The sequence below is a fragment of the Pseudomonas sp. KH_046_1 genome, assembly GCF_057839025.1.
On the sequence record NZ_CM174481.1, the window covers coordinates 405,656 to 426,475 of the forward strand.

Here is a 20,820-nt window from a genome sequence, read left to right on the forward strand (position 1 = left end):
GGCCCCATCGCGAGCAAGCTCGCTCCCACAGTGGATCCCCGGTGTTCACAAAACCTGTGGGAGCGAGCTTGCTCGCGATGAGGCCGGAAAAGCTGCATCAAAATTCAGGTTTGTACGCAGAGGTTGAAGATGTCCCAGGCTGAAAAAATCGTTATCACCGAGGCGCAGGTCACCTGGCAGGACGTGGTCGCCGTTGCTCGTCATGGCGCACAGCTTGAGCTGTCGGCGCCGATCTGGGCACGCATCGAAAACGCGCAGGCCATCGTCCAGCGCATCGTCACCAGCGGCGAACGTGCCTACGGCATCAACACCGGCCTGGGCGCGCTGTGCAACGTCTCGCTGCAGGACGAACAACTCAGCCAGTTGTCGCGCAACACCTTGCTCAGTCACGCCTGTGGCATTGGCGCGCCACTGACCAACGAGCAGACCCGCTCGATCATGTGTGCCGCCGTCGTCAACTACAGCCATGGCAAATCGGGCCTGCACCGTCAGGTCGTCGAAGCACTGCTGGCGCTGCTCAACCGTGGCATCACCCCGCAAGTGCCGTCCCAGGGTTCCGTGGGCTACCTGACCCACATGGCCCACATCGGCATCGCGCTGCTGGGTGTCGGCAATGTCAGCTATCGCGGCCAGGTCGTTTCCGCGCAGCAAGCGCTGGCCGAAGAAGGCCTGCAACCGGTCAAGCTCGGTGCCAAGGACGGTTTGTGCCTGGTCAACGGTACGCCGTGCATGACCGGCCTGAGCTGCCTGGCGATTGCCGATGCCACGCGCCTGCTGGAATGGGCCGATGTGATTGGTGCCATGAGTTTCGAAGCCCAGCGCGGGCAGATCGACGCCTTCGATGCCGAGATCATCGCGCTCAAGCCGCACCCGGGCATGCAGCAGGTCGGGATCAACCTGCGGGCCTTGCTCGACGGCAGCGAAGTGATTGCCCAGAGCAAAGGCATCCGTACCCAGGATGCCCTGAGCATTCGCTCGATCCCGCAGGTGCACGGCGCCGCTCGCGACCAATTGGTACACGCGACCAAACAGATCGAAACCGAACTCAACGGTGCCACCGACAACCCGCTGGTACTGGGCACCGCGGACAATTACCGCGTGGTCTCCCAGGCCAACCCGCACGGCCAATCCGTGGCGATGGCCGCGGATTTACTGGCGATTGCCATGGCGGAAATCGGCTCCATCGCCGAGCGTCGCCTGGACCGTTTGATCAACCCGCACGTCAGCGGTCTGCCGGCGTTCCTGGTGGCTAACCCGGGGGTGAACTCCGGGATGATGATCGTGCAATACGTCGCCGCTTCGCTGTGCGCGGAAAACCGTCAACTGGCACAACCGGCGGTGCTGGATAACTTCGTGACGTCTGGCCTGCAGGAGGATCACCTGAGCTTGGGCACCAACGCCGCGCTCAAGCTGCATCGCGCGCTGGAAAACTGCACGCAGATCCTCGCCATCGAGTATTTGCTGGCGGCCCAGGCGTTCGAGTTCCTCAAAGAACAACGCTTCGGCGCGGGCACCGATGCTGCCTGGCGTCTGCTGCGCGAGCACGTTGCCCCCTACGACCAGGATCGCTGGTTGGCACCGGACATCGCCGCCGCTGCCGCGGTATTGAAAGACCCGATTTTGCTGCACAACGCTTTTCCAGAACTGAACTGATTTCAATAACACCAGCGTGCCAAGGCGCGTCTCCCCAAAAGGCAGACGCGACGGACAACGGACATCTCCGGAGCGTCTGGTGAGTTAATAACAACTCTCAAAAGGAGCACAAAATGACTGCGCTAAACCTGATTCCCGGCCAACTGACCCTCGCCCAACTGCGTGACGTCTATCAGCAGCCGGTGAAACTGACCCTCGACCACAGCGCCTCGGCCCAGATCGAAGCCAGCGTTGCCTGCGTGGAACAGATCCTCGCCGAGAACCGCACCGCCTACGGCATCAACACCGGTTTCGGCCTGCTGGCCTCGACCCGCATCGCCAGCGAAGACCTGGAAAACCTGCAGCGCTCGCTGGTGCTGTCCCACGCCGCCGGTGTCGGCCAGCCGATCAGCGATGAGCTGGTGCGATTGATCATGGTGCTCAAGGTCAACAGCCTGAGCCGTGGTTTCTCCGGCATCCGCCGTGTGGTGATCGACGCGCTGATCGCCCTGATCAACGCCGAGGTTTACCCGCACATTCCATTGAAAGGTTCGGTCGGTGCTTCCGGTGACCTGGCGCCTCTGGCCCATATGTCGCTGGTGCTGCTGGGCGAAGGCAAGGCGCGCTACAAAGGCGAGTGGATGGAAGCCACCGAAGCGCTGAAAGTTGCCGGTCTGACCCCGCTGACCCTGGCCGCGAAAGAAGGCCTGGCGCTGCTCAACGGCACTCAGGTGTCCACCGCTTTTGCCCTGCGTGGCCTGTTCGAAGGCGAAGACCTGTTCGCCGGTGCCTTGGCACTGGGCGGCCTGACCGTTGAAGCGGTCCTGGGTTCGCGTTCGCCGTTCGATGCCCGCATCCACGCTGCCCGTGGCCAGAAAGGCCAGATCGACGCCGCCGCCGCTTATCGCGATCTGCTGGGCGAGCGCAGCGAAGTCTCCGACTCCCACGAAAACTGCGAGAAGGTACAAGACCCGTACTCCCTGCGTTGCCAGCCACAAGTCATGGGTGCCTGCCTGACCCAGTTCCGCCAAGCGGCCGAAGTGCTGGCGATCGAAGCCAACGCCGTTTCCGACAACCCGCTGGTGTTCGCCGCTGAAGGTGACGTGATCTCCGGTGGCAACTTCCACGCCGAGCCGGTGGCCATGGCCGCTGACAACATGGCCTTGGCCATCGCTGAAATCGGTTCTCTGAGCGAGCGCCGTATCTCGCTGATGATGGACAAGCACATGTCGCAACTGCCGCCGTTCCTGGTGGCCAACGGTGGCGTGAACTCCGGTTTCATGATCGCCCAGGTGACCGCAGCGGCACTGGCCAGCGAGAACAAGGCGTTGTCCCATCCGCATTCGGTGGACAGCCTGCCGACTTCCGCCAACCAGGAAGACCACGTTTCCATGGCGCCGGCGGCTGGCAAGCGTCTGTGGGAAATGGCCGAGAACACCCGTGGGATTCTCGCGGTGGAATGGCTGGCGGCCGTTCAGGGCCTGGATCTGCGCGACGGCCTGAAAACCTCGCCGAAACTGGAAAAGGCTCGGGCCATTCTGCGTAACGACGTGCCGTTCTATGAGAAGGACCGCTTCTTCGCGCCAGACATCAATGCGGCGTCTGAACTGTTGGCCTCGCGTTGCTTGAACGAGCTGGTGACGGCGAAGTTGCTGCCTAGCCTGTAAGGGCCCCTCGCTGGCAAGCCAGCTCCTACAGGAGCTGGCTTGCCAGCGATTCGATTTTGCGTCGAATAACAATAATTAGGGACGAGAAATGCAACAGGCAGAAAAAGGTTTGAAACGCGGGCTCTCTGCCCGACATATTCGCTTCATGGCGCTGGGGTCGGCAATCGGCACCGGGCTGTTTTATGGATCTGCCTCGGCCATACAAATGGCCGGGCCTGCGGTACTGCTCGCTTACCTGATCGGTGGCGCGGCGGTGTTCATGGTCATGCGTGCCCTTGGTGAGATGGCGGTGCACAACCCGGTGACCGGCTCGTTCGGCCAGTACGCCAGCACCTACCTGGGGCCAATGGCGGGCTTCGTCCTCGGTTGGACCTACGCATTCGAAATGGTCATCGTCGGCATGGCCGACGTCACGGCATTCGGTATCTACATGGGCTTCTGGTTCCCGGAGGTTTCCCGCTGGATCTGGGTGCTGGGTGTCGTTTCCATCGTTGGCGGCCTGAACCTGTGCAACGTCAAAGTCTTCGGTGAAATGGAGTTCTGGCTGTCGCTGCTCAAGGTCGCGGCCATCGTCGCGATGATCCTGGGTGGTTTCGGCATCATGTGGTTCGGCATCAGCTCGGCCCCTGGCCAGGCGACCGACATCAGCAACCTCTGGAGCCACGGCGGCTTCATGCCCAATGGCATGGGCGGTCTGATTGCTTCGTTCGCGGTGGTGATGTTTGCGTTTGGCGGTATTGAAATCATCGGCGTAACGGCAGGTGAAGCCAAGGACCCGCAGCACGTGCTGCCCCGGGCGATCAATGCTGTACCGTTGCGGATCCTGCTGTTCTACGTGCTGACGATGCTGGTGCTGATGTCGATCTTTCCATGGCAGCAGATCGGCAGCCAGGGCAGCCCGTTCGTGCAGATCTTCGACAAGCTGGGGATCGGCTCGGCGGCCACCATCCTCAATATCGTGGTGATCACGGCGGCGATTTCGGCGATCAACAGTGACATCTTCGGCGCTGGCCGCATGATGTTCGGCCTGGCCCAGCAAGGGCATGCACCCAAGGGCTTCGCCCGCCTGTCGCGCAATGGCGTGCCATGGATGACGGTCGTGGTGATGAGTGCCGCACTGTTGCTGGGCGTGTTGCTGAATTACCTGATCCCGGAAAACGTGTTTCTGTTGATCGCTTCCATCGCGACCTTTGCCACGGTATGGGTCTGGCTGATGATCCTGGTGACCCAAGTGGCCATGCGCCGGTCCATGAGCGCCGAGCAGGTCGCACAACTGAAATTCCCGGTACCGCTCTGGCCCTATGCGCCGGCGGCGGCGATTGCCTTCATGCTGTTCATTTTCGGCGTGCTGGGCTATTTCCCGGACACCCAGGCAGCGCTGATCGTCGGCGTGGTCTGGATCGTGTTGCTGGTGCTGGCTTACCTGACGTGGGTGAAACCGGCGGCGGGCCAGGCAGCTCTGGTGACGCAGGATCCTACTTTTTCTCATCGATAACCTAATGGAGGCCAAGGATGAAAACGCTCTGGCAACACTGTCACGTCGCAACCATGGCACAAGGCGTCTACTCGATCATCGAGGACGCGGCCATCGTGACGTCAGGAGCGCACATTGAGTGGATCGGCCCGCGCGGTGAGTTGCCGGCGGGCGAGTACCCGGCCGTCAATGATTTGAACGGGGCCTGGGTCACGCCGGGCCTGATCGACTGCCACACCCACACGGTGTTCGGCGGTAACCGCAGCGGTGAGTTCGAACAGCGCCTGCAAGGCGTCAGCTACGCGCAAATCGCCGCCAGCGGTGGCGGCATCGCCAGCACTGTGCGCGCCACCCGTGCCGCCAGCGAAGACGAGTTGTTCGCCAGTGCCGCCAAACGCCTGAAAAGCCTGATGCGTGATGGCGTCACCAGCGTCGAAATCAAGTCCGGCTACGGCCTGGACCTGGCCAACGAGCGCAAGATGCTGCGCGTGGCCCGTCGCCTCGGCGCCGAACTGCCGGTCAGCGTGCGCAGCACCTGCCTGGCGGCTCACGCCCTGCCACCGGAATACGTCGATCGCGCCGACGACTACATCGATCACATCTGCGCCGACATGCTCCCGGCCCTGGCTGCCGAGGGATTGGTGGACGCGGTGGACGCGTTCTGCGAGTACCTGGCGTTCTCCCCGGCGCAGGTCGAGCGGGTGTTCATAACCGCCCAGGAACTGGGCCTGCCAGTGAAGCTGCACGCCGAGCAGTTGTCGTCGTTGCATGGATCGAGCCTGGCGGCGCGTTATCACGCGTTGTCCGCCGATCACCTGGAGTTCATGACCGAGGATGACGCCATTGCCATGGCCAAGTCCGGCACGGTTGCGGTGCTGTTGCCCGGCGCCTTTTACTTCCTGCGCGAAACCCAATTGCCGCCGATGGACGCCTTGCGCAAACACGGCGTGAAAATCGCCATCGCCAGCGACCTCAACCCGGGCACCTCGCCGGCACTGTCATTGCGCCTGATGCTGAACATGGCTTGCACCTGTTTCCGCATGACCCCGGAAGAAGCCCTGGCCGGCGCGACGATTCATGCCGCCACCGCGCTGGGCATGGCCGACACCCATGGCTCACTGGAGGTCGGCAAGGTTGCGGATTTCGTCGCCTGGCAAATCGATCGTCCGGCCGACCTGTGTTACTGGCTGGGCGGCGACCTGGAAAAACGCGTCGTGCGCCACGGCGTCGAATCAAGTCTGTAGGAGATCTGTTGTGGATAAGGTTCTGAACTTCAAACAAGGCCGCGTACCGCTGCTGATCAGCATGCCCCACGCCGGTGTGCGCCTGACCCCGGCAGTCGAAGCCGGGTTGATCCCTGACGCGAAAAGCCTGCCGGACACCGACTGGCACATCCCGCAGCTGTACGACTTCGCCGCCGAACTGGGCGCCAGCACCTTGGCTGCCGAGTACTCGCGGTTCGTCATCGACCTGAACCGGCCGTCCGACGACAAGCCTTTGTACGTGGGCGCGACCACCGGTCTGTACCCGGCGACACTGTTCGATGGCATTCCGTTGTTCCGTGAAGGGCTGGAGCCGTCGAAAGAAGAACGTGCGACCTATCTGGAGCAGATTTGGACGCCGTATCACAACACCTTGCAGCAGGAACTGGCGCGTTTGAAAGCCGAGTTCGGCTACGCGCTGTTGTTCGATGCGCACTCGATCCGCTCGATCATCCCGCACCTGTTCGACGGCAAGTTGCCGGACTTCAACCTCGGCACCTTCAACGGCGCCAGTTGCGACCCACAGCTTGCGACCCGACTGGAAGCGATCTGCGCGCTTCACGACAATTACACCCACGTACTCAACGGGCGCTTCAAGGGCGGGCACATCACCCGCCATTACGGCAATCCGGCCGAGAACATCCATGCGGTGCAACTGGAACTGGGGCAGTGCACCTACATGGAAGAATTCGAGCCGTTCCGTTATCGCCCGGGCCTGGCGGAGCCGACGCGGGTGGTGCTCAAGGAGTTGCTGCAAGGGTTGTTGGCTTGGGGCGAGAAGCACTACAACCGTTAATACTGTCGCAAAACCCTGTGGGAGCGAGCTTGCTCGCGATGGCGTACTGTCAGGCAACATTAATGTCGGATGTTATGGCCTCATCGCGAGCAAGCTCGCTCCCACAGGTTTTCATATGCCTCAACATCTGCACATGACAGTCGCCACCGTGCAAAACACGGTCGCCACAGTTCGCTTTCACCACTCGTCTGCTGCGTAATGTTCTGGCCACGGTGCACAAAGACACCGCCCCGACAATAATCCGCTGCCGCACGAGAATGCTATCCATGACAAGCCCCAAAGGTCTGTTCACCCGCTGTCTCTCAATCTTCTGCGGTACCGCTCTGTTGAGCGCCGGCGCCATGGCCGCGGACGACGGCTCCTGCAAAACCGTGCGCATGGGCGTGGTCAACTGGACCGACGTGATCGCCACCAGTGGCATGGCCGATGTGCTGCTCAACGGTCTGGGCTACGAAAGCAAGCAAACCAGCGCCGTGCAGCAAATCATCTTCGCCGGCATCCGCGACAAGCGACTGGACATCTTCCTTGGTTACTGGAAACCGGCGATGGATAAAAACATCGCACCCTTCGTGGCTGCCAATCAGGTCAAGGTCATGGACAAACCGAGCCTGGCCGATGCCCAAGCCACGCTCGCGGTCCCTGACTATGTGGCAGCGGCCGGCCTGAAAACCTTCTCCGACATCGCCAAATTCAAGGATCAGCTCGGCGGCAAGATCTACGGCATCGAGCCGGGCAGTGGCGCCAACACCACGATCAAGACCATGATCGAAACCAATCACTTCGGCCTCAAGGACTTCAAACTGATCGAGTCCGGTGAAGCCGGCATGCTCGCGGCCGTGCAGCGGGCAGTGAACCGCAAGGAGTTCGTGGTGTTCGTCGGCTGGACCCCGCACCCGATGAACATCAACATGAAGATCGACTACCTGACCGGCAGCGAAGACGTCTACGGGCCGAATGAAGGCGCCGCGACGGTCTCAACCGTGACTGCGCCGGATTACGCCCAGCGCTGCCCGAACGTCAATCGGCTGCTGGAAAACCTGACGTTCACCGCCGCCCAGGAAAGCCAGTTGATGGTGCCGATCATGGAGCGCCAAACGGCTCAGGATGTCGCGAAAAAATGGCTGCGTGACCATCCAGAAGACTTGCAGCGCTGGTTGGCCGGTGTCAGCAGTTTCGATGGCAAGGATGGCGTGGTCACGGTTCAGGCCAGCCTGAAGAATTGACCCTCGTCTGATCTGTGCAAGACCTGTGGGAGCGAGCCTGCTCGCGAAGGCGGTTTGACAGTCAACATTGATGTTGGATGTGCCGGCCTCTTCGCGAGCAGGCTCGCTCCCACAGGGTGGGGTCCCACACATTTCCCTGAACGAGCACCAGGCTCATGGCTCCTTACCCGCTTTCCAGGCAAATGACGGCATTCGTCGACAAAACCCTGAGTTTCAACAGCGCCGACAGCAGTATCACCGGGTTGCGCCAGGCCTACAGCGATATGTGCCGGGCGTTTACCCCGGCACGCCCCGCCGGGTTGCATGTGGTCGATTTCGAGTTGGCCGGTGTTGCTGTTCGTTCCTATCAGCCACCGGTCAGCGGTGCGTCGTGTATCGTTTATCTGCATGGCGGCGGCTGGGTGGTGGGGGACCTGGATTCCCACGATTTCATCTGCGCCGAATGGGCATCGACACTCGGTGTACGGGTGATCGCCGTCGATTACCGCCGGGCACCGGAGCATCCGTTTCCCGCCGCGTTCGATGATTGCCTGAAGGTCTGGCGAGCACTGCGCACCGGGCCGTTTCAACTCGATCCTGCGCGTACGCTGGTCGCCGGCGACAGTGCCGGTGGCAACCTCGCGGCGGCGTTGTGCCTGGCGTTGCGCGATGCCGGCGAGCCGCTGCCGTGCGCGCAGGTGCTGATCTATCCGGGGTTGGGTGGCGATCACCGGCTGCCGTCGCGCAGCGAGTGCATCGACGCGCCGTTACTCAGCAGCAGTGACGTCGATTGCTATCACGCGCTTTACCTGCAAGGCACCCGTCATCCGAACGCCTACGCCATGCCATTGCTCGCCACGGATTTCAGCGGACTGCCACCGGCATTGATCGCCGTGGCGCAATTCGACCCGTTGCGTGATGACGGCGTGCTGTATGCCGAGCGACTCAATGCCTCGGGCGTGGTTGCCACGCTGTATGTCGGCGAGGGCTTGGTCCATGGCTGTTTGCGGGCCCGAGGGCAGGCAGCCGAGGTCGATGCGCTGTACGAAACCTTGTTCGGATATCTGTCGGCAAAACTCTGACTCTGCACGGGCATGCTCATTGACGTAATTCGGGTTTATGATGCCGGACGGCAGAATAATAGAAGTCCCCCCAGGGATGACCTCGACCCCTTACGGAGTGCGCAATGCAGACTTTGTACCCGCAGATCAAACCCCACGCCCGGCACGATCTGGCCGTCGACGAAACCCACACGTTGTATGTCGACGAAAGCGGTTCACCGGAAGGTTTGCCGGTGGTGTTCATCCACGGCGGCCCCGGTGCCGGATGTGATGCCCAGAGTCGTTGCTTCTTCGATCCCAACCTCTACCGCATTGTCACTTTCGATCAGCGCGGCTGCGGTCGCTCCACGCCCCATGCCAGCCTGGAAAACAACACCACCTGGGATCTGGTCGCCGACCTGGAGCGGATTCGACAGCACTTGGGCATCGACAAATGGGTGCTGTTTGGCGGCTCCTGGGGTTCGACCCTCGCGCTGGCCTACGCGCAAACCCATCCTGAGCGGGTACACGGCCTGATCCTGCGCGGGATCTTTCTCTGCCGTCCGCAGGAAATCGAATGGTTCTACCAGGCCGGCGCCAGCCGCCTGTTCCCCGATTACTGGCAGGACTACATCGCGCCGATCCCGCTGGACGAGCGCGACGACTTGCTCACCGCGTTCCACAAGCGCCTGGTCGGCAACGACCAGATCGCCCAGATGCACGCGGCCAAGGCCTGGTCCACCTGGGAGGGCCGCACCGCGACCCTGCGTCCCAACCCGCTGGTGGTCGACCGTTTCTCCGAGCCACAACGTGCGTTGTCGATTGCCCGCATCGAATGCCATTACTTCAGCAACCACGCCTTCCTGGAGCAGAACCAGTTGATCCGCGACATGGGCAAGATCGCCCATTTGCCTGGCGTGATCATCCATGGTCGATATGACGTGATCTGCCCGCTGGATAACGCCTGGGAATTGCATCAGGCCTGGCCGAACAGCGAACTGCAGGTCATCCGCGATGCCGGTCATGCCGCTTCCGAGCCTGGCATCACCGACGCGCTGGTACGCGCCGCCAATCAGATGGCCCGGCGTTTGCTCGACCTGCCGCCTGAAGAAGCATGAAGGGCCTGCTGCAACGGGTGCGCGGCGCACGAGTCGAGGTCGCGGGCGAGATCGTGGGTGCCGTCGATCAGGGATTGCTGGTCCTGGTAGCCGTCGAGCCCGACGATACGCGGGCCAGCGCCGACAAACTTCTTAATAAACTGCTTAACTATCGGGTATTCAGTGACGCTGAGGGCAAGATGAATCTGTCCCTGGCGGATGTGGGTGGCGGGCTGCTGCTGGTCTCTCAGTTCACTCTGGCTGCCGATACCAAAAGCGGGCTGCGTCCGGGTTTCTCGACCGCGGCCCCTCCGGCGCTGGGCGAGGAACTGTTCGACTATCTATTGAACAAAGCGAAACAGGTGCATGGCACTGTGGCGTCAGGTAGATTCGGCGCGGATATGCAGGTGCACCTGGTCAATGATGGCCCGGTAACCTTCCTGTTACAGACCTGAAAGCGTTTGAAACAAGTTTTTACGTTCATTTCGACTGAAAACAGGGCTTTTTCGCGATAAATACTTTGTTACCCCTGATGCGTTGTAACGCGGCCTACTAGATAATCCCGCGCTACGGGGATCAGCGTTCGTTGGTCCATTTTGACTTAGGTAGAGACTTGTCCGGATCCGATTGGGGAATCATTTCGCCCCAGCGGAGTCGGAACAATGCTCGCCAACTTGGCAAGAGTGGTTTGCAAGGGCGGTTTTTTCATACCGTACACCGTGCAGGCCCTTTAACTGGCCGTTGGTTTTTTGATCTGTTTTCGGCGAGGGTTGCTCGTGATTGTTAGTCCCTGTAACGCACCAAAATTGTCTGCCAAACGGTTACGCAGCGCCCTGGTAGCGGGTTCTGCACTGCTCTGCCTGCTCAGCGCCGGTCAGCTTTGGGCATTCAGTCTGGATGATGTATCGGCCAAGGCAAAAGAGCTGGCCGCGCAGAAATACGAAGCGCCGCGCAGTAACCTGCCGAACGAGTTCCGCGACATGAAATTCGCGGACTATCAGAAAATTCGTTTTCTGACGGAAAAAGCCGAGTGGGCCGATCAGAAGACGCCGTTCAAGCTGTCCTTCTATCACCAGGGCATGCATTTCGATACGCCGGTGAAAATCAACGAAATCACCGCGAACACCGTCGACGAGATCAAGTACGACCCGAGTCGTTTCGATTTCGGCGACATGCAGTTCGATCCCAAGGCCACTGAACAACTGGGTTATGCCGGTTTCCGTGTGCTGTACCCGATCAACAAGGCCGACAAGCAAGACGAAATCATGACCATGCTCGGCGCGAGCTACTTCCGCGTCGTCGGCAAGGGTCACGTCTATGGTTTGTCCGCTCGCGGCATGGCGCTTGATACCGCCTTGCCGTCTGGCGAAGAATTCCCGCGTTTCCGCGAGTTCTGGATTCAGCAGCCCAAGCCAGGCGACAAGCACCTGGTGATCTTCGCCCTGCTGGACTCTCCGCGTGCCACCGGCGCCTACCGCCTGACCCTGCGTCCGGGCAGCGACACCATCGTCGACGTCAAGGCGCAGATGTTCCTGCGTGACAAGGTCGGCAAACTGGGCATCGCTCCGTTGACCAGCATGTTCCTGTTCGGCGCCAACCAGCCGTCGAAAGTACTGAACTACCGTCGCGAGCTGCACGACTCCAGCGGTCTGGCGATCCATGCCGGCAACGGCGAGTGGATCTGGCGTCCGCTGAACAACCCGAAACACCTGGCCGTGAGCAACTTCAGCGTGGAAAACCCGCGCGGCTTCGGTCTGCTGCAACGTGGCCGCGACTTCAGCCACTACGAAGACCTCGACGACCGGTACGACAAGCGCCCAAGCGCCTGGATCGAACCGAAGGGTGACTGGGGCAAGGGAACAGTCGACCTGGTCGAAATTCCGACCGCCGACGAAACCAACGACAACATCGTTGCCTTCTGGAACCCGGAGAAATTGCCGGAACCTGGCCAGCCGCTCGATGTCGCTTATCGTATGCACTGGACCATGGATGAAGCCTCGATTCACGCGCCGGACAGCGCCTGGGTCAAACAGACCCTGCGTTCCACTGGTGACGTCAAACAGTCCAACCTGATTCGTCAGCCGGACGGCAGCGTTGCCTACCTGGTGGACTTCGAAGGCCCGTCCCTGGCGGCATTGCCGGCCGATACGGAAGTTCGCAGCCAGGTCAGCGTCGGCGACAACGCCGAGCTGGTGGAAAACAGCGTGCGCTACAACCCTGAAACCAAGGGCTGGCGCCTGACCCTGCGGATGAAGATCAAGGATCCGAGCAAGTCCACCGAGATGCGTGCCGCGCTGGTGCAGAACATCGTGCCGGCGGATCTGTCAAAGACTTCGATTCCGTCGTCGAACTCGTCGGTTGCCAAGGCCGACAAGGTTGCCGCCAAGCAACAAGAGAAAGCGGACAAGGAAGCCAGGCAAGCGGGGGCCAAGCAGGCCGAAGCGAATCCTGTAGCAGATGCCAAGGACAAGGCCAATCAAGACGCCAAGCAGCCTGCCGCTGCCGACGCGGCCCCAGCCACACCGGAATCGGCCCCGACTGAAGAAGTCCTGACCGAGACCTGGAGCTATCAGTTGCCTGCCGATGAGTAACTCACAAGTACGGCCAGAAACTCTTTCCGAGTATCTGGCGCATCTGCCGATGACCGACCAGCAGCGCGCGGAACTCGCGGGCTGCCAGTCTTTCAGCGAATTGCATGAACGCCTGTCATCGTCGACGTTCGACGCCCCGACCGAAGCCGCCCAGGCTTCGGTGGGCAAACGCCTGACGCTGAGCACTGCCGAAGAGCTGCAGGACGCGGAAATGCTGGTGCTCGACGCCAACGGCCGGGTCTGCCTCAAGGCGACTCCGCCGATCCGGCGGACCAAGGTTGTGCCGGAGCCGTGGCGCACCAACATTCTGGTGCGTGGCTGGCGCCGGATGACCGGTCGTACCAACCCGCCGAAGCCGCCGAAGGACGAACGTGTGCTGCCGGCCGCGCGCTGGCGTACCGTGGGTTCGATCCGTCGCTACATTCTGTTGCTGCTGATGCTTGGCCAGACCATCGTCGCCGGCTGGTACATGAAAGGCATCATGCCGTACCAGGGCTGGTCGTTCGTCGACCTCAACGAAGTGCTGCACCAACCGCTGCTGCAAACCGCCACGCAAGTGCTGCCGTACGCCTTGCAGACCAGCATCCTGATCCTGTTCGGGATTCTGTTCTGCTGGGTATCAGCCGGTTTCTGGACCGCGCTGATGGGCTTCCTCGAATTGCTGACCGGCCACGATAAATACCGTATCTCCGGTAAAAGTGCCGGCAACGAGCCGATTCCGAAGGATGCGCGCACCGCCCTGGTGATGCCGATCTGCAACGAAGACGTGCCACGGGTATTCGCCGGCTTGCGGGCGACTTTCGAGTCGGTGGCGGCCACGGGTGACCTGGACCGCTTCGACTTCTTCGTCCTCAGTGACAGTAACGACGCCGATATCTGTGTCGCCGAGCAACAGGCCTGGCTGGACGTCTGCCGTGAAGCCGGGGGTTTCGGCAAGATCTTCTATCGCCGCCGCCGTCGTCGCGTAAAACGTAAAAGCGGCAACCTCGACGACTTCTGCCGTCGCTGGGGTGGTGACTACAAGTACATGGTCGTACTCGACGCCGACTCCGTGATGAGCGGCGAGTGCCTGACCAGTCTGGTGCGCCTGATGGAAGCCACGCCGGATGCCGGGATCATCCAGACCGCGCCACGGGCGTCGGGCATGGACACCCTGTATGCGCGCATGCAGCAGTTCGCCACTCGCGTGTATGGCCCGCTGTTCACCGCCGGCCTGCACTTCTGGCAACTGGGCGAATCGCACTACTGGGGCCACAACGCGATCATCCGCATGAAGCCGTTCATCGACCACTGCGCCCTGGCGCCGTTGCCGGGTAAAGGCGCGTTCTCCGGCTCGATCCTGTCCCACGACTTCGTTGAAGCCGCGTTGATGCGCCGTGCCGGCTGGGGTGTGTGGATTGCCTATGACTTGCCGGGCAGCTATGAAGAACTGCCGCCAAACCTGCTGGACGAACTCAAGCGTGACCGTCGTTGGTGCCACGGTAACCTGATGAACTTCCGCCTGTTCCTGGTCAAGGGCATGCACCCGGTGCACCGCGCGGTGTTCCTGACCGGCGTGATGTCCTACCTGTCGGCGCCGTTGTGGTTCTTCTTCCTGGTGCTGTCGACCGCGCTGCTGGCGGTCAACACGCTGATGGAGCCGCAGTACTTCCTCGAACCGCGCCAGCTCTATCCGCTGTGGCCGCAATGGCACCCGGACAAGGCGATTGCGCTGTTCTCGACCACCATCGTGCTGCTGTTCCTGCCGAAACTGTTGAGCATCATCCTGATCTGGGCCAAGGGTGCGAAAGAGTTCGGCGGCAAGTTCAAGGTGACCCTGTCGATGCTGCTGGAGATGCTGTTCTCCATGCTGCTGGCGCCTGTGCGGATGATCTTCCACACCCGTTTCGTCCTCGCCGCGTTCCTCGGCTGGGCTGCGACCTGGAACTCGCCACAACGTGACGACGACTCCACGCCATGGAGCGAAGCGGTCAAGCGCCACGGCCCGCAAACGCTGCTGGGTTTCTTCTGGGCACTGCTGGTGATCTGGCTGAACCCGAGCTTCCTGTGGTGGCTGGTGCCGATCGTCGGTTCGTTGATGCTGTCGATCCCGGTGTCGGTGATTTCCAGCCGTGTCGGCCTGGGTCTGAAGTCCCGTGACGAGAGCCTGTTCCTGATCCCTGAGGAATACAATCCGCCGCAGGCCTTGCTGGCCACCGACCAGTACACCCACGAAAACCGCTGGCATGCGCTGAACGACGGCTTCGTCCGTTCGGTGGTCGATCCACAGCAGAACGCCCTGGCGTGCTCGCTGGCGACCTCGCGGCACAATCAGGCTGAGCCGATTGAATGGTTGCGGATCGAGCGGGTGCGGCACGCGATGAAAGTCGGGCCTGAAGGCCTGACCAATAACGAGCGTGTGCAACTGCTGAGCGATCCGGTGGCCCTGGCCCGCTTGCATGAGCAGGTCTGGAGCGAAGGTCACGCCGAGTGGCTGGGTGCCTGGCGCAAGTCGGTGAAGGCCGATCCCCATGCACCGTTGCTGCCGCTCAAGCCATTGGGCGTGCAGGCCCAGCCGGCCTGATGAAAGCCCCCCCCGCTCCGACTCTGGAGCGGGGATGTTGATCAAGAAAGATCGCAGTCTTCGGTCGCTCCTGCAGGTGTACGCAAACTCTGCAGGAGCGGTCGAAGGCTGCGATCTTTTGCTTTGTATTCCTCAAGCCAAAGAATGCCGCAGCGGTGTGCCCGCCGCTTACTGGCCAGACCTGGCCAGATTCAACGCAATGCATTGCTCAACAATGCCCGTATCCTGAAAGAAGTCGGCGTTGATGATGTTGAACACCTGATGCTGGGGTTGAACACCTCTGCCCACACCGTGGTATTACGCGGGAGACGTACGGGCCCTCCGATGGGGTCGTAAACGGTAGCCGACAGGGATGTCATGGCTGAGGTCGAGACCTCTTTCCTGGCTGTGTTCACAATAAAGCTTTCGAGGTCTGCCCTGGACGTGAGGTTTTTGCCGGTCCACAAATGCCTGATGTTGTCCCAGTACGCTCCGCCATTCCAACAAATGATCACGTTATTATTGGGATAATTCCGTTTGATTTCGGCCAGGGTAAGTTGACGGGCGGCCGGAGGAATAAGCAGGTGATTGAGTTGGCTTAACTTTTTTTTGAAGCGCTCCAGGCTGTTTTTCAGATTTCTGCCTGTGTCGAAACTGTGGATGTCCAGTATTACCAGTTCACCGTAATTATTTTCTGCGAAAGAGCGGACGGCTGAAATGCATGGGTCGATATTTCTGCCGTCGAGTACATGATTGCATTGAAATAATTCGGTGAATTTGTAGCTCGGCATTTTGCCTCCGCCAGTATCCTTTTTGTAACTATTGTCGACAATGCGTAAATCCAGAACGCGGGCGCCCTGATTGAGTTGAGTCAGAAAAATATTATCCTGGCAGGCCGCCCAATGTCCGCCAATGGGATCCACCGACCCGCGGTCCATGCCGGAATTATGCGCAGAGGGTAATGCGAGTTGATGAACCCGCATGTTTTTGATTTTTTCGTAAATGGATGTCATCCAGGCGTTGTTGGGGATGCTGTTGGAGGTGATCGGGGAGATGTTCATACTTCACTCCTTGTGAAATAAGTCGACCGTATCTGCTGCTGAATAATTAGTAAGTTGCCAGGCAGTGCAAAGAGTGCGGTCGATGTTGTTAATTGAGAAGTTAAACTAGCATGCAGATAAAAATGTTGTGAGGTGGTTAGTTTTTCTTGAGGTTTTTAGAAGATGACTTTTCCGTGGTGCTAAAAGTATGGTCGCGAAGGAAAATTTAGAAATTCAAATTTAAAGTCGATGCATTTGTGCGGATGATGCGGGCAGGATAAGGAGTCTTGATTTGGAGGGGTGTACAGTTGTCAGGGCTGTTAGTAGTAATGGGTATTTATTTTTATGGGTTTGGTAAGTTTGACTTGCGGTTTGGCAAATTGATTTATCGGGCTCTAAACATAAAAAACCGGTCGGCGCGGGGAGCGCCGACCGGCTCATATCGACACGTGGCGAAGCTGCAAGGTTTTTTAAACTTTGAACCGCCCTACCAGCATCTGCAAATGCGTCCCCAACCGCGCCAGCTCAACGCTGGACGCCGCCGTCTCTTCACTCGCCGCCGATGTTTGATCCGACACATCCCGCACGTTCAGCACACTACGGTTGATCTCCTCAGCCACAGCGCTTTGCTGTTCGGCCGCCGCAGCAATCTGCTGGTTCATCGCCTGAATCGCCGACACCGTGCGGGTAATGCTTTCCAGTGAGCCACCGGCGCGGCGGGTCAGTTCGACACTGCTGTCGGTCAGGCTGCGGCTGTTGTCCATGATGGTCGCCACTTGCTGGGTGCCGTTTTGCAGGCCGACGATCAGCTCTTCGATCTCTTCGGTGGACTTCTGGGTGCGCTGGGCCAGGCTGCGGACTTCGTCGGCGACCACGGCAAAACCACGTCCGGCTTCACCGGCGCGGGCCGCTTCGATGGCCGCGTTGAGCGCCAGCAGGTTGGTTTGCTGGGCCACGGACTTGATGACGTCGAGCACGCTGCCGATCTTGTCGCTTTCGCGCTGGAGTTCGCCCATGGCTTCGGTGGAGTGGCCGACTTCCTTGGCCAGGCGTTCGATCTGGGCGATGGCTTCACCGACCACTTTGTCGCCCTCACGGGCTTGCTGGTCGGCGGCGACGGCGGCTTCGGAGGCTTCTTCGGCGTTGCGCGCAACTTCCTGCACGGTGGCGGCCATTTCGTTCATGGCAGTGGCGACCTGATCGGTCTCGACCTTCTGGCTGTTGACTCCGGCGCTGGTCTGCTCGGTGACGGCAGACAACTCTTCGGCGGCGCTGGCGATCTGCGTGACGCCATCGCTGATGCCGCCGATCAGTTCGCGCAAGCCCTGGGTCATGCTCTGCATGGCACGCTGCAACTGGCCGAGTTCGTCGCGGCGCTGCGACGTCAGGTTGTGGGTCAGGTCGCCACTGGCGACGCGCTGTGCCACGACCAGGGTCTGGTTCAACGGAATGATGATCTGCCGGGTGATCGCCCAGGCGGCCAGCAAGCCGAAGGCGATGGCCAGAGCGGTGGCGAGGGTCAGCATGTTCTTGGCGTGGGCGGCGTCGGTGTCGCGCACGACGGTTTGCGAGACGGTGAGTTTCTGGCTCATGTCCACCAGGATGTCGCCTTGGGCAGACATGCGTACCAGGGCCTTGGCGCTGGCCACCTGGGAGTCGCGGAACTGGCTGACGGCGGCACGGTAGGCCTTCAGTGAATCAGTCGCCTGTTGCAGGTTGGCGATGTGTTCTTCAGGCAGTTTGGCCGGCAGGCTCTCGAGGTTCTTCAGGGCGTTGTCGATCGCGTCGAGGGCTGGCTGTTCGGCTTCGCTCTTGCCGCTGTAGGTGTAGCCGCGAACCTGGAAACGCGCCTGCTGGATCAGTTTGCTCAGGTCGATCACGCTGTTGAACGCCGCCACGCTGTCACCTTGCAGCATGGATTTTTCCACGTCGGCGACGCGGGCCACGGCATTGTCGGCGGTGGCGCCGAGTTTGCTGCGGGCGTCTTCACGCTGGGCGCCGGCCTGGCTCATATCGCTGAAGGCACGACGGTATTCGGCGACAGCGGCCAGTTGTTGATCGACCATGGCCGTATCGGCCGGTTGCTCGATCAGGCCACGGGCAGTCTGCAGGCCGCTTTCGAGCTTGCCCAACAGATCGTTGACGGCGCCGGGACCCTGTTCACCGCGACGCATCTCGTAATCCAGGCGGGCAATGCGCAGGTCTTTGGTCAGGTCGTTGAGACTGGCGATGAACCCCAGTTTATCGCCACGGCTGGTCACGCCGCTCAGGCCGCTCCAGCCGGTGAAGGTGATCAACAGGGTCAGTAACAGCACCAGACCGAAGCCGATCCCCAGCTTGCGTTTGACGCTGACGTTTCCCAGATTCTCGGCTAGCCATTGATACATGCTGAAACTCCCTGGACCACAATTTGGTTTTATGGGGGATGTATCGGCTGGACTGTGCGGTTCTGTAGGCGCTGCCCGATGGATGGGCGAATTGCTATCTCGGGTAGAAGTCGAACCTGTGGGAATGTGTCCGGGGTTAGAAAAGTCGTGCGAGCAGCGCGGTCACGGCGGTTTCGACGCGCAGGATGCGCTCGCCCAGTTGCACCGGTTGCAGGCCGGACTTGCCCAGCAGGTCGATCTCATAGGGAATCCAGCCACCCTCGGGGCCGATGGCCAGGGTCACGGGTTCACTCAAGGCGCGAGGGCAGGGCGGGTAATTGCCCGGATGCCCCACCAAGCCGAGGGTGCCTTCGGTAATCGCCGGCAGGCGGTCTTCGACGAAGGGCTTGAAGCGCTTCTCGATGACGACTTCCGGCAGCACGCTGTCCCGGGCCTGTTCGAGGCCGAGGATCAACTGTTCGCGAATTGCCTCAGGCTCCAGGAAGGGGGTCTGCCAGAAGCTCTTCTCGACGCGATAGCTGTTGACCAGCACGATCCGTGGCACACCCATGGCCGCCACGGTCTGGAACACCCTACGCAGCATCTTGGGGCGTGGCAGGGCCAATATCAGGGTCAATGGCAGCTTGGCTGGTGGTGGCTGGTCGAGGGTGACGCGTAATTCCGCTTCGGCGGCGTCCAGGCGCAGCACTTCGGCCGAACCCATCAAGCCGCCGATCCGTCCGACGCGCATGCTGTCACCGACTTCACAGCGGTGGACTTCCTGCATGTGGGTCAACCGGCGGTCACGCAGGACCACGCGGTCGGCCGCAATGAAGTCGGCATCGATGAGGAGCAGCAGGTTCACGCTTGGGTCGCTGGCGGCTGGTCGTTATGGTCGTCAGCCGGCTGATCATCCGGGTGCTCGCCACGTTTGCTGATCAGGCTGCCAAACAGGATGCCGATCTCGAACAACAGCCACATCGGCACGGCCAGCAGGGTCTGCGAGAAGATGTCCGGCGGCGTCAGGATCATGCCGACCACGAAGCAGCCGATGATCACGTACGGGCGGATTTTCTTCAGATATTTGACGTCGACCACGCCGATCCACACCAGCAGCACCACGGCCACCGGGATTTCGAACGCCACGCCGAAAGCGAAGAACAGCGTCATGACGAAATCGAGGTAGCTGGTGATATCGGTCATCATTTCCACGCCGGCCGGGGTGGCGGCGGCGAAGAACTTGAAGATCAGCGGGAACACCAGGAAATAGGCGAACGCCATGCCGGCGTAGAACAGAAAGATGCTGGAGACCAGCAAGGGCACGGCGATGCGCTTTTCATGCTTGTACAGGCCCGGAGCGATGAAACCCCAGATCTGGTGCAGGATCACCGGGATGGCCAGGAACAGCGAGACCATCATCGTCAGCTTCAGTGGCGTCAGGAACGGCGACGACACATCGGTGGCAATCATCGTCGCGCCGGCGGGCAGGTAAGCACGCAGCGGCGTGGAGACGAAGGTGTAGATCTGCTGGGTGAAGGCGAACAGCCCGGCAAAGATGATGAAGATCGCCGCTACGCAGCGCAGCAGACGGGTACGCAACTCGGTGAGGTGCGAAACCAGCGGCATGTGCTGGTCGTTTTCAGGAAGATCGCTCATGGGGCTCGCGGCGGCAGTGTTGGGTCATGAGGGGCCGGCGCAACGGGCGCAGCCGCAGGTGTAACGGGTTCAACCGGAGTGGCTGCAACAACGGGCGCAGGTTCGACAGGCGCGACAACGGGCGCAGGTGTCGGGTCGACAGCAGCGGCAGGCGCATGAATCGTCTGCGCGCCCACGTGCTCCACCGGCGTCGGCTCCTGCTGGGTCGGCGTGAAGATCTTCCGCGCCTCCTGCTCAAGCGACAGGATGTGCTCGTTGTGCAGTTGCCGACGAATCTCGTCGGCACCGATTTCACGTTCAACTTCCTGTTTGATTGCGTTGAAGCTGCGCTTCAGGCGCCCGACCCACAGGCCAGCGGTGCGCGCAGCGCCCGGCAAGCGCTCGGGACCCAGCACCAGCAGGGCGACGAGGCCGACGAGCAGCAGTTCAGAGAAGCTGATACCAAACATTAGTCA

16 protein-coding genes and 1 pseudogene are annotated in these 20,820 nt (G+C 60.9%); 11 read left to right on the forward strand and 6 right to left on the reverse strand.

Annotation, left to right across the window (positions count from 1 at the left end):
* The first annotated feature begins 129 nt into the window (after positions 1 to 129).
* The 11 genes from hutH (AC3IT9_RS01820) to mdoH all read left to right on the forward strand — a co-directional run bounded on the left by hutH (AC3IT9_RS01820) (position 130) and on the right by mdoH (position 15,324).
* The gene (gene hutH / locus AC3IT9_RS01820; RefSeq protein WP_489271833.1) at positions 130 to 1,653 is read left to right on the forward strand and encodes a histidine ammonia-lyase; all 1,524 of its coding nucleotides are present in this window, start codon (positions 130 to 132) and stop codon (positions 1,651 to 1,653) included.
* Between the two features lie 113 nt (positions 1,654 to 1,766).
* Positions 1,767 to 3,299, forward strand: a complete 1,533-nt coding sequence (gene hutH / locus AC3IT9_RS01825) for a histidine ammonia-lyase (RefSeq protein ID WP_150726544.1) — start codon at positions 1,767 to 1,769, stop codon at positions 3,297 to 3,299.
* A gap of 88 nt (positions 3,300 to 3,387) precedes the next feature.
* Entirely contained in the window at positions 3,388 to 4,794 is a 1,407-nt protein-coding gene (locus AC3IT9_RS01830) for an amino acid permease (protein WP_150726545.1), read from the forward strand.
* Between the two features lie 17 nt (positions 4,795 to 4,811).
* Complete coding sequence (hutI, locus tag AC3IT9_RS01835) at positions 4,812 to 6,017, forward strand: imidazolonepropionase (protein ID WP_489271835.1); 1,206 nt, start codon at positions 4,812 to 4,814, stop codon at positions 6,015 to 6,017.
* 10 nt (positions 6,018 to 6,027) lie between these two features.
* Positions 6,028 to 6,831: an N-formylglutamate deformylase gene (gene hutG / locus AC3IT9_RS01840; protein ID WP_489271836.1), complete on the forward strand. Its 804-nt coding sequence runs from the start codon at positions 6,028 to 6,030 to the stop codon at positions 6,829 to 6,831.
* 266 nt (positions 6,832 to 7,097) lie between these two features.
* Positions 7,098 to 8,054 carry a choline ABC transporter substrate-binding protein gene (locus AC3IT9_RS01845; protein ID WP_489271838.1) on the forward strand — a complete coding sequence of 319 codons (957 nt, stop codon included), beginning with the start codon at positions 7,098 to 7,100 and terminating at the stop codon, positions 8,052 to 8,054.
* A gap of 155 nt (positions 8,055 to 8,209) precedes the next feature.
* On the forward strand, positions 8,210 to 9,115 hold the full coding sequence (locus AC3IT9_RS01850) for an alpha/beta hydrolase (RefSeq protein WP_489271840.1): 906 nt from the start codon (positions 8,210 to 8,212) through the stop codon (positions 9,113 to 9,115).
* 104 nt (positions 9,116 to 9,219) lie between these two features.
* The gene (gene pip / locus AC3IT9_RS01855) at positions 9,220 to 10,191 is read left to right on the forward strand and encodes a prolyl aminopeptidase (RefSeq protein WP_150726550.1); all 972 of its coding nucleotides are present in this window, start codon (positions 9,220 to 9,222) and stop codon (positions 10,189 to 10,191) included.
* On the forward strand, positions 10,188 to 10,625 hold the full coding sequence (dtd, locus tag AC3IT9_RS01860) for a D-aminoacyl-tRNA deacylase (protein ID WP_223446469.1): 438 nt from the start codon (positions 10,188 to 10,190) through the stop codon (positions 10,623 to 10,625). Before pip ends, dtd begins: the two co-directional genes overlap by 4 nt.
* 321 nt (positions 10,626 to 10,946) lie before the next feature.
* A complete protein-coding gene (locus tag AC3IT9_RS01865; protein ID WP_489271842.1) occupies positions 10,947 to 12,761 on the forward strand; it encodes a glucan biosynthesis protein G in 1,815 nt (604 codons plus the stop codon).
* The gene (mdoH, locus tag AC3IT9_RS01870; RefSeq protein WP_489271843.1) at positions 12,754 to 15,324 is read left to right on the forward strand and encodes a glucans biosynthesis glucosyltransferase MdoH; all 2,571 of its coding nucleotides are present in this window, start codon (positions 12,754 to 12,756) and stop codon (positions 15,322 to 15,324) included. Before AC3IT9_RS01865 ends, mdoH begins: the two co-directional genes overlap by 8 nt.
* A gap of 191 nt (positions 15,325 to 15,515) precedes the next feature.
* Here mdoH and AC3IT9_RS01875 read toward each other — a convergent pair whose 3' ends face one another.
* The 6 genes and pseudogenes from AC3IT9_RS01875 to tatB all read right to left on the reverse strand — a co-directional run bounded on the left by AC3IT9_RS01875 (position 15,516) and on the right by tatB (position 20,814).
* Complete coding sequence (locus AC3IT9_RS01875; protein WP_489271845.1) at positions 15,516 to 16,364, reverse strand: PI-PLC domain-containing protein; 849 nt, start codon at positions 16,362 to 16,364, stop codon at positions 15,516 to 15,518.
* A 449-nt stretch (positions 16,365 to 16,813) separates the two neighbouring features.
* The gene (locus AC3IT9_RS01880; RefSeq protein WP_435827128.1) at positions 16,814 to 17,686 is read right to left on the reverse strand and encodes a methyl-accepting chemotaxis protein; all 873 of its coding nucleotides are present in this window, start codon (positions 17,684 to 17,686) and stop codon (positions 16,814 to 16,816) included.
* A pseudogene (locus AC3IT9_RS01885) lies at positions 17,669 to 18,730 on the reverse strand (methyl-accepting chemotaxis protein); the annotation flags it as partial. The gene AC3IT9_RS01880 and the pseudogene AC3IT9_RS01885, both read right to left, overlap by 18 nt.
* Before the next feature lie 136 nt (positions 18,731 to 18,866).
* On the reverse strand, positions 18,867 to 19,574 hold the full coding sequence (locus AC3IT9_RS01890; protein WP_489271847.1) for a 16S rRNA (uracil(1498)-N(3))-methyltransferase: 708 nt from the start codon (positions 19,572 to 19,574) through the stop codon (positions 18,867 to 18,869).
* Entirely contained in the window at positions 19,571 to 20,365 is a 795-nt protein-coding gene (gene tatC / locus AC3IT9_RS01895; protein WP_103397258.1) for a twin-arginine translocase subunit TatC, read from the reverse strand. The genes AC3IT9_RS01890 and tatC overlap by 4 nt, the downstream gene beginning before the upstream one ends.
* A complete protein-coding gene (gene tatB, locus AC3IT9_RS01900) occupies positions 20,362 to 20,814 on the reverse strand; it encodes a Sec-independent protein translocase protein TatB (protein WP_150755665.1) in 453 nt (150 codons plus the stop codon). Before tatB ends, tatC begins: the two co-directional genes overlap by 4 nt.
* Positions 20,815 to 20,820: the final 6 nt, after the last annotated feature.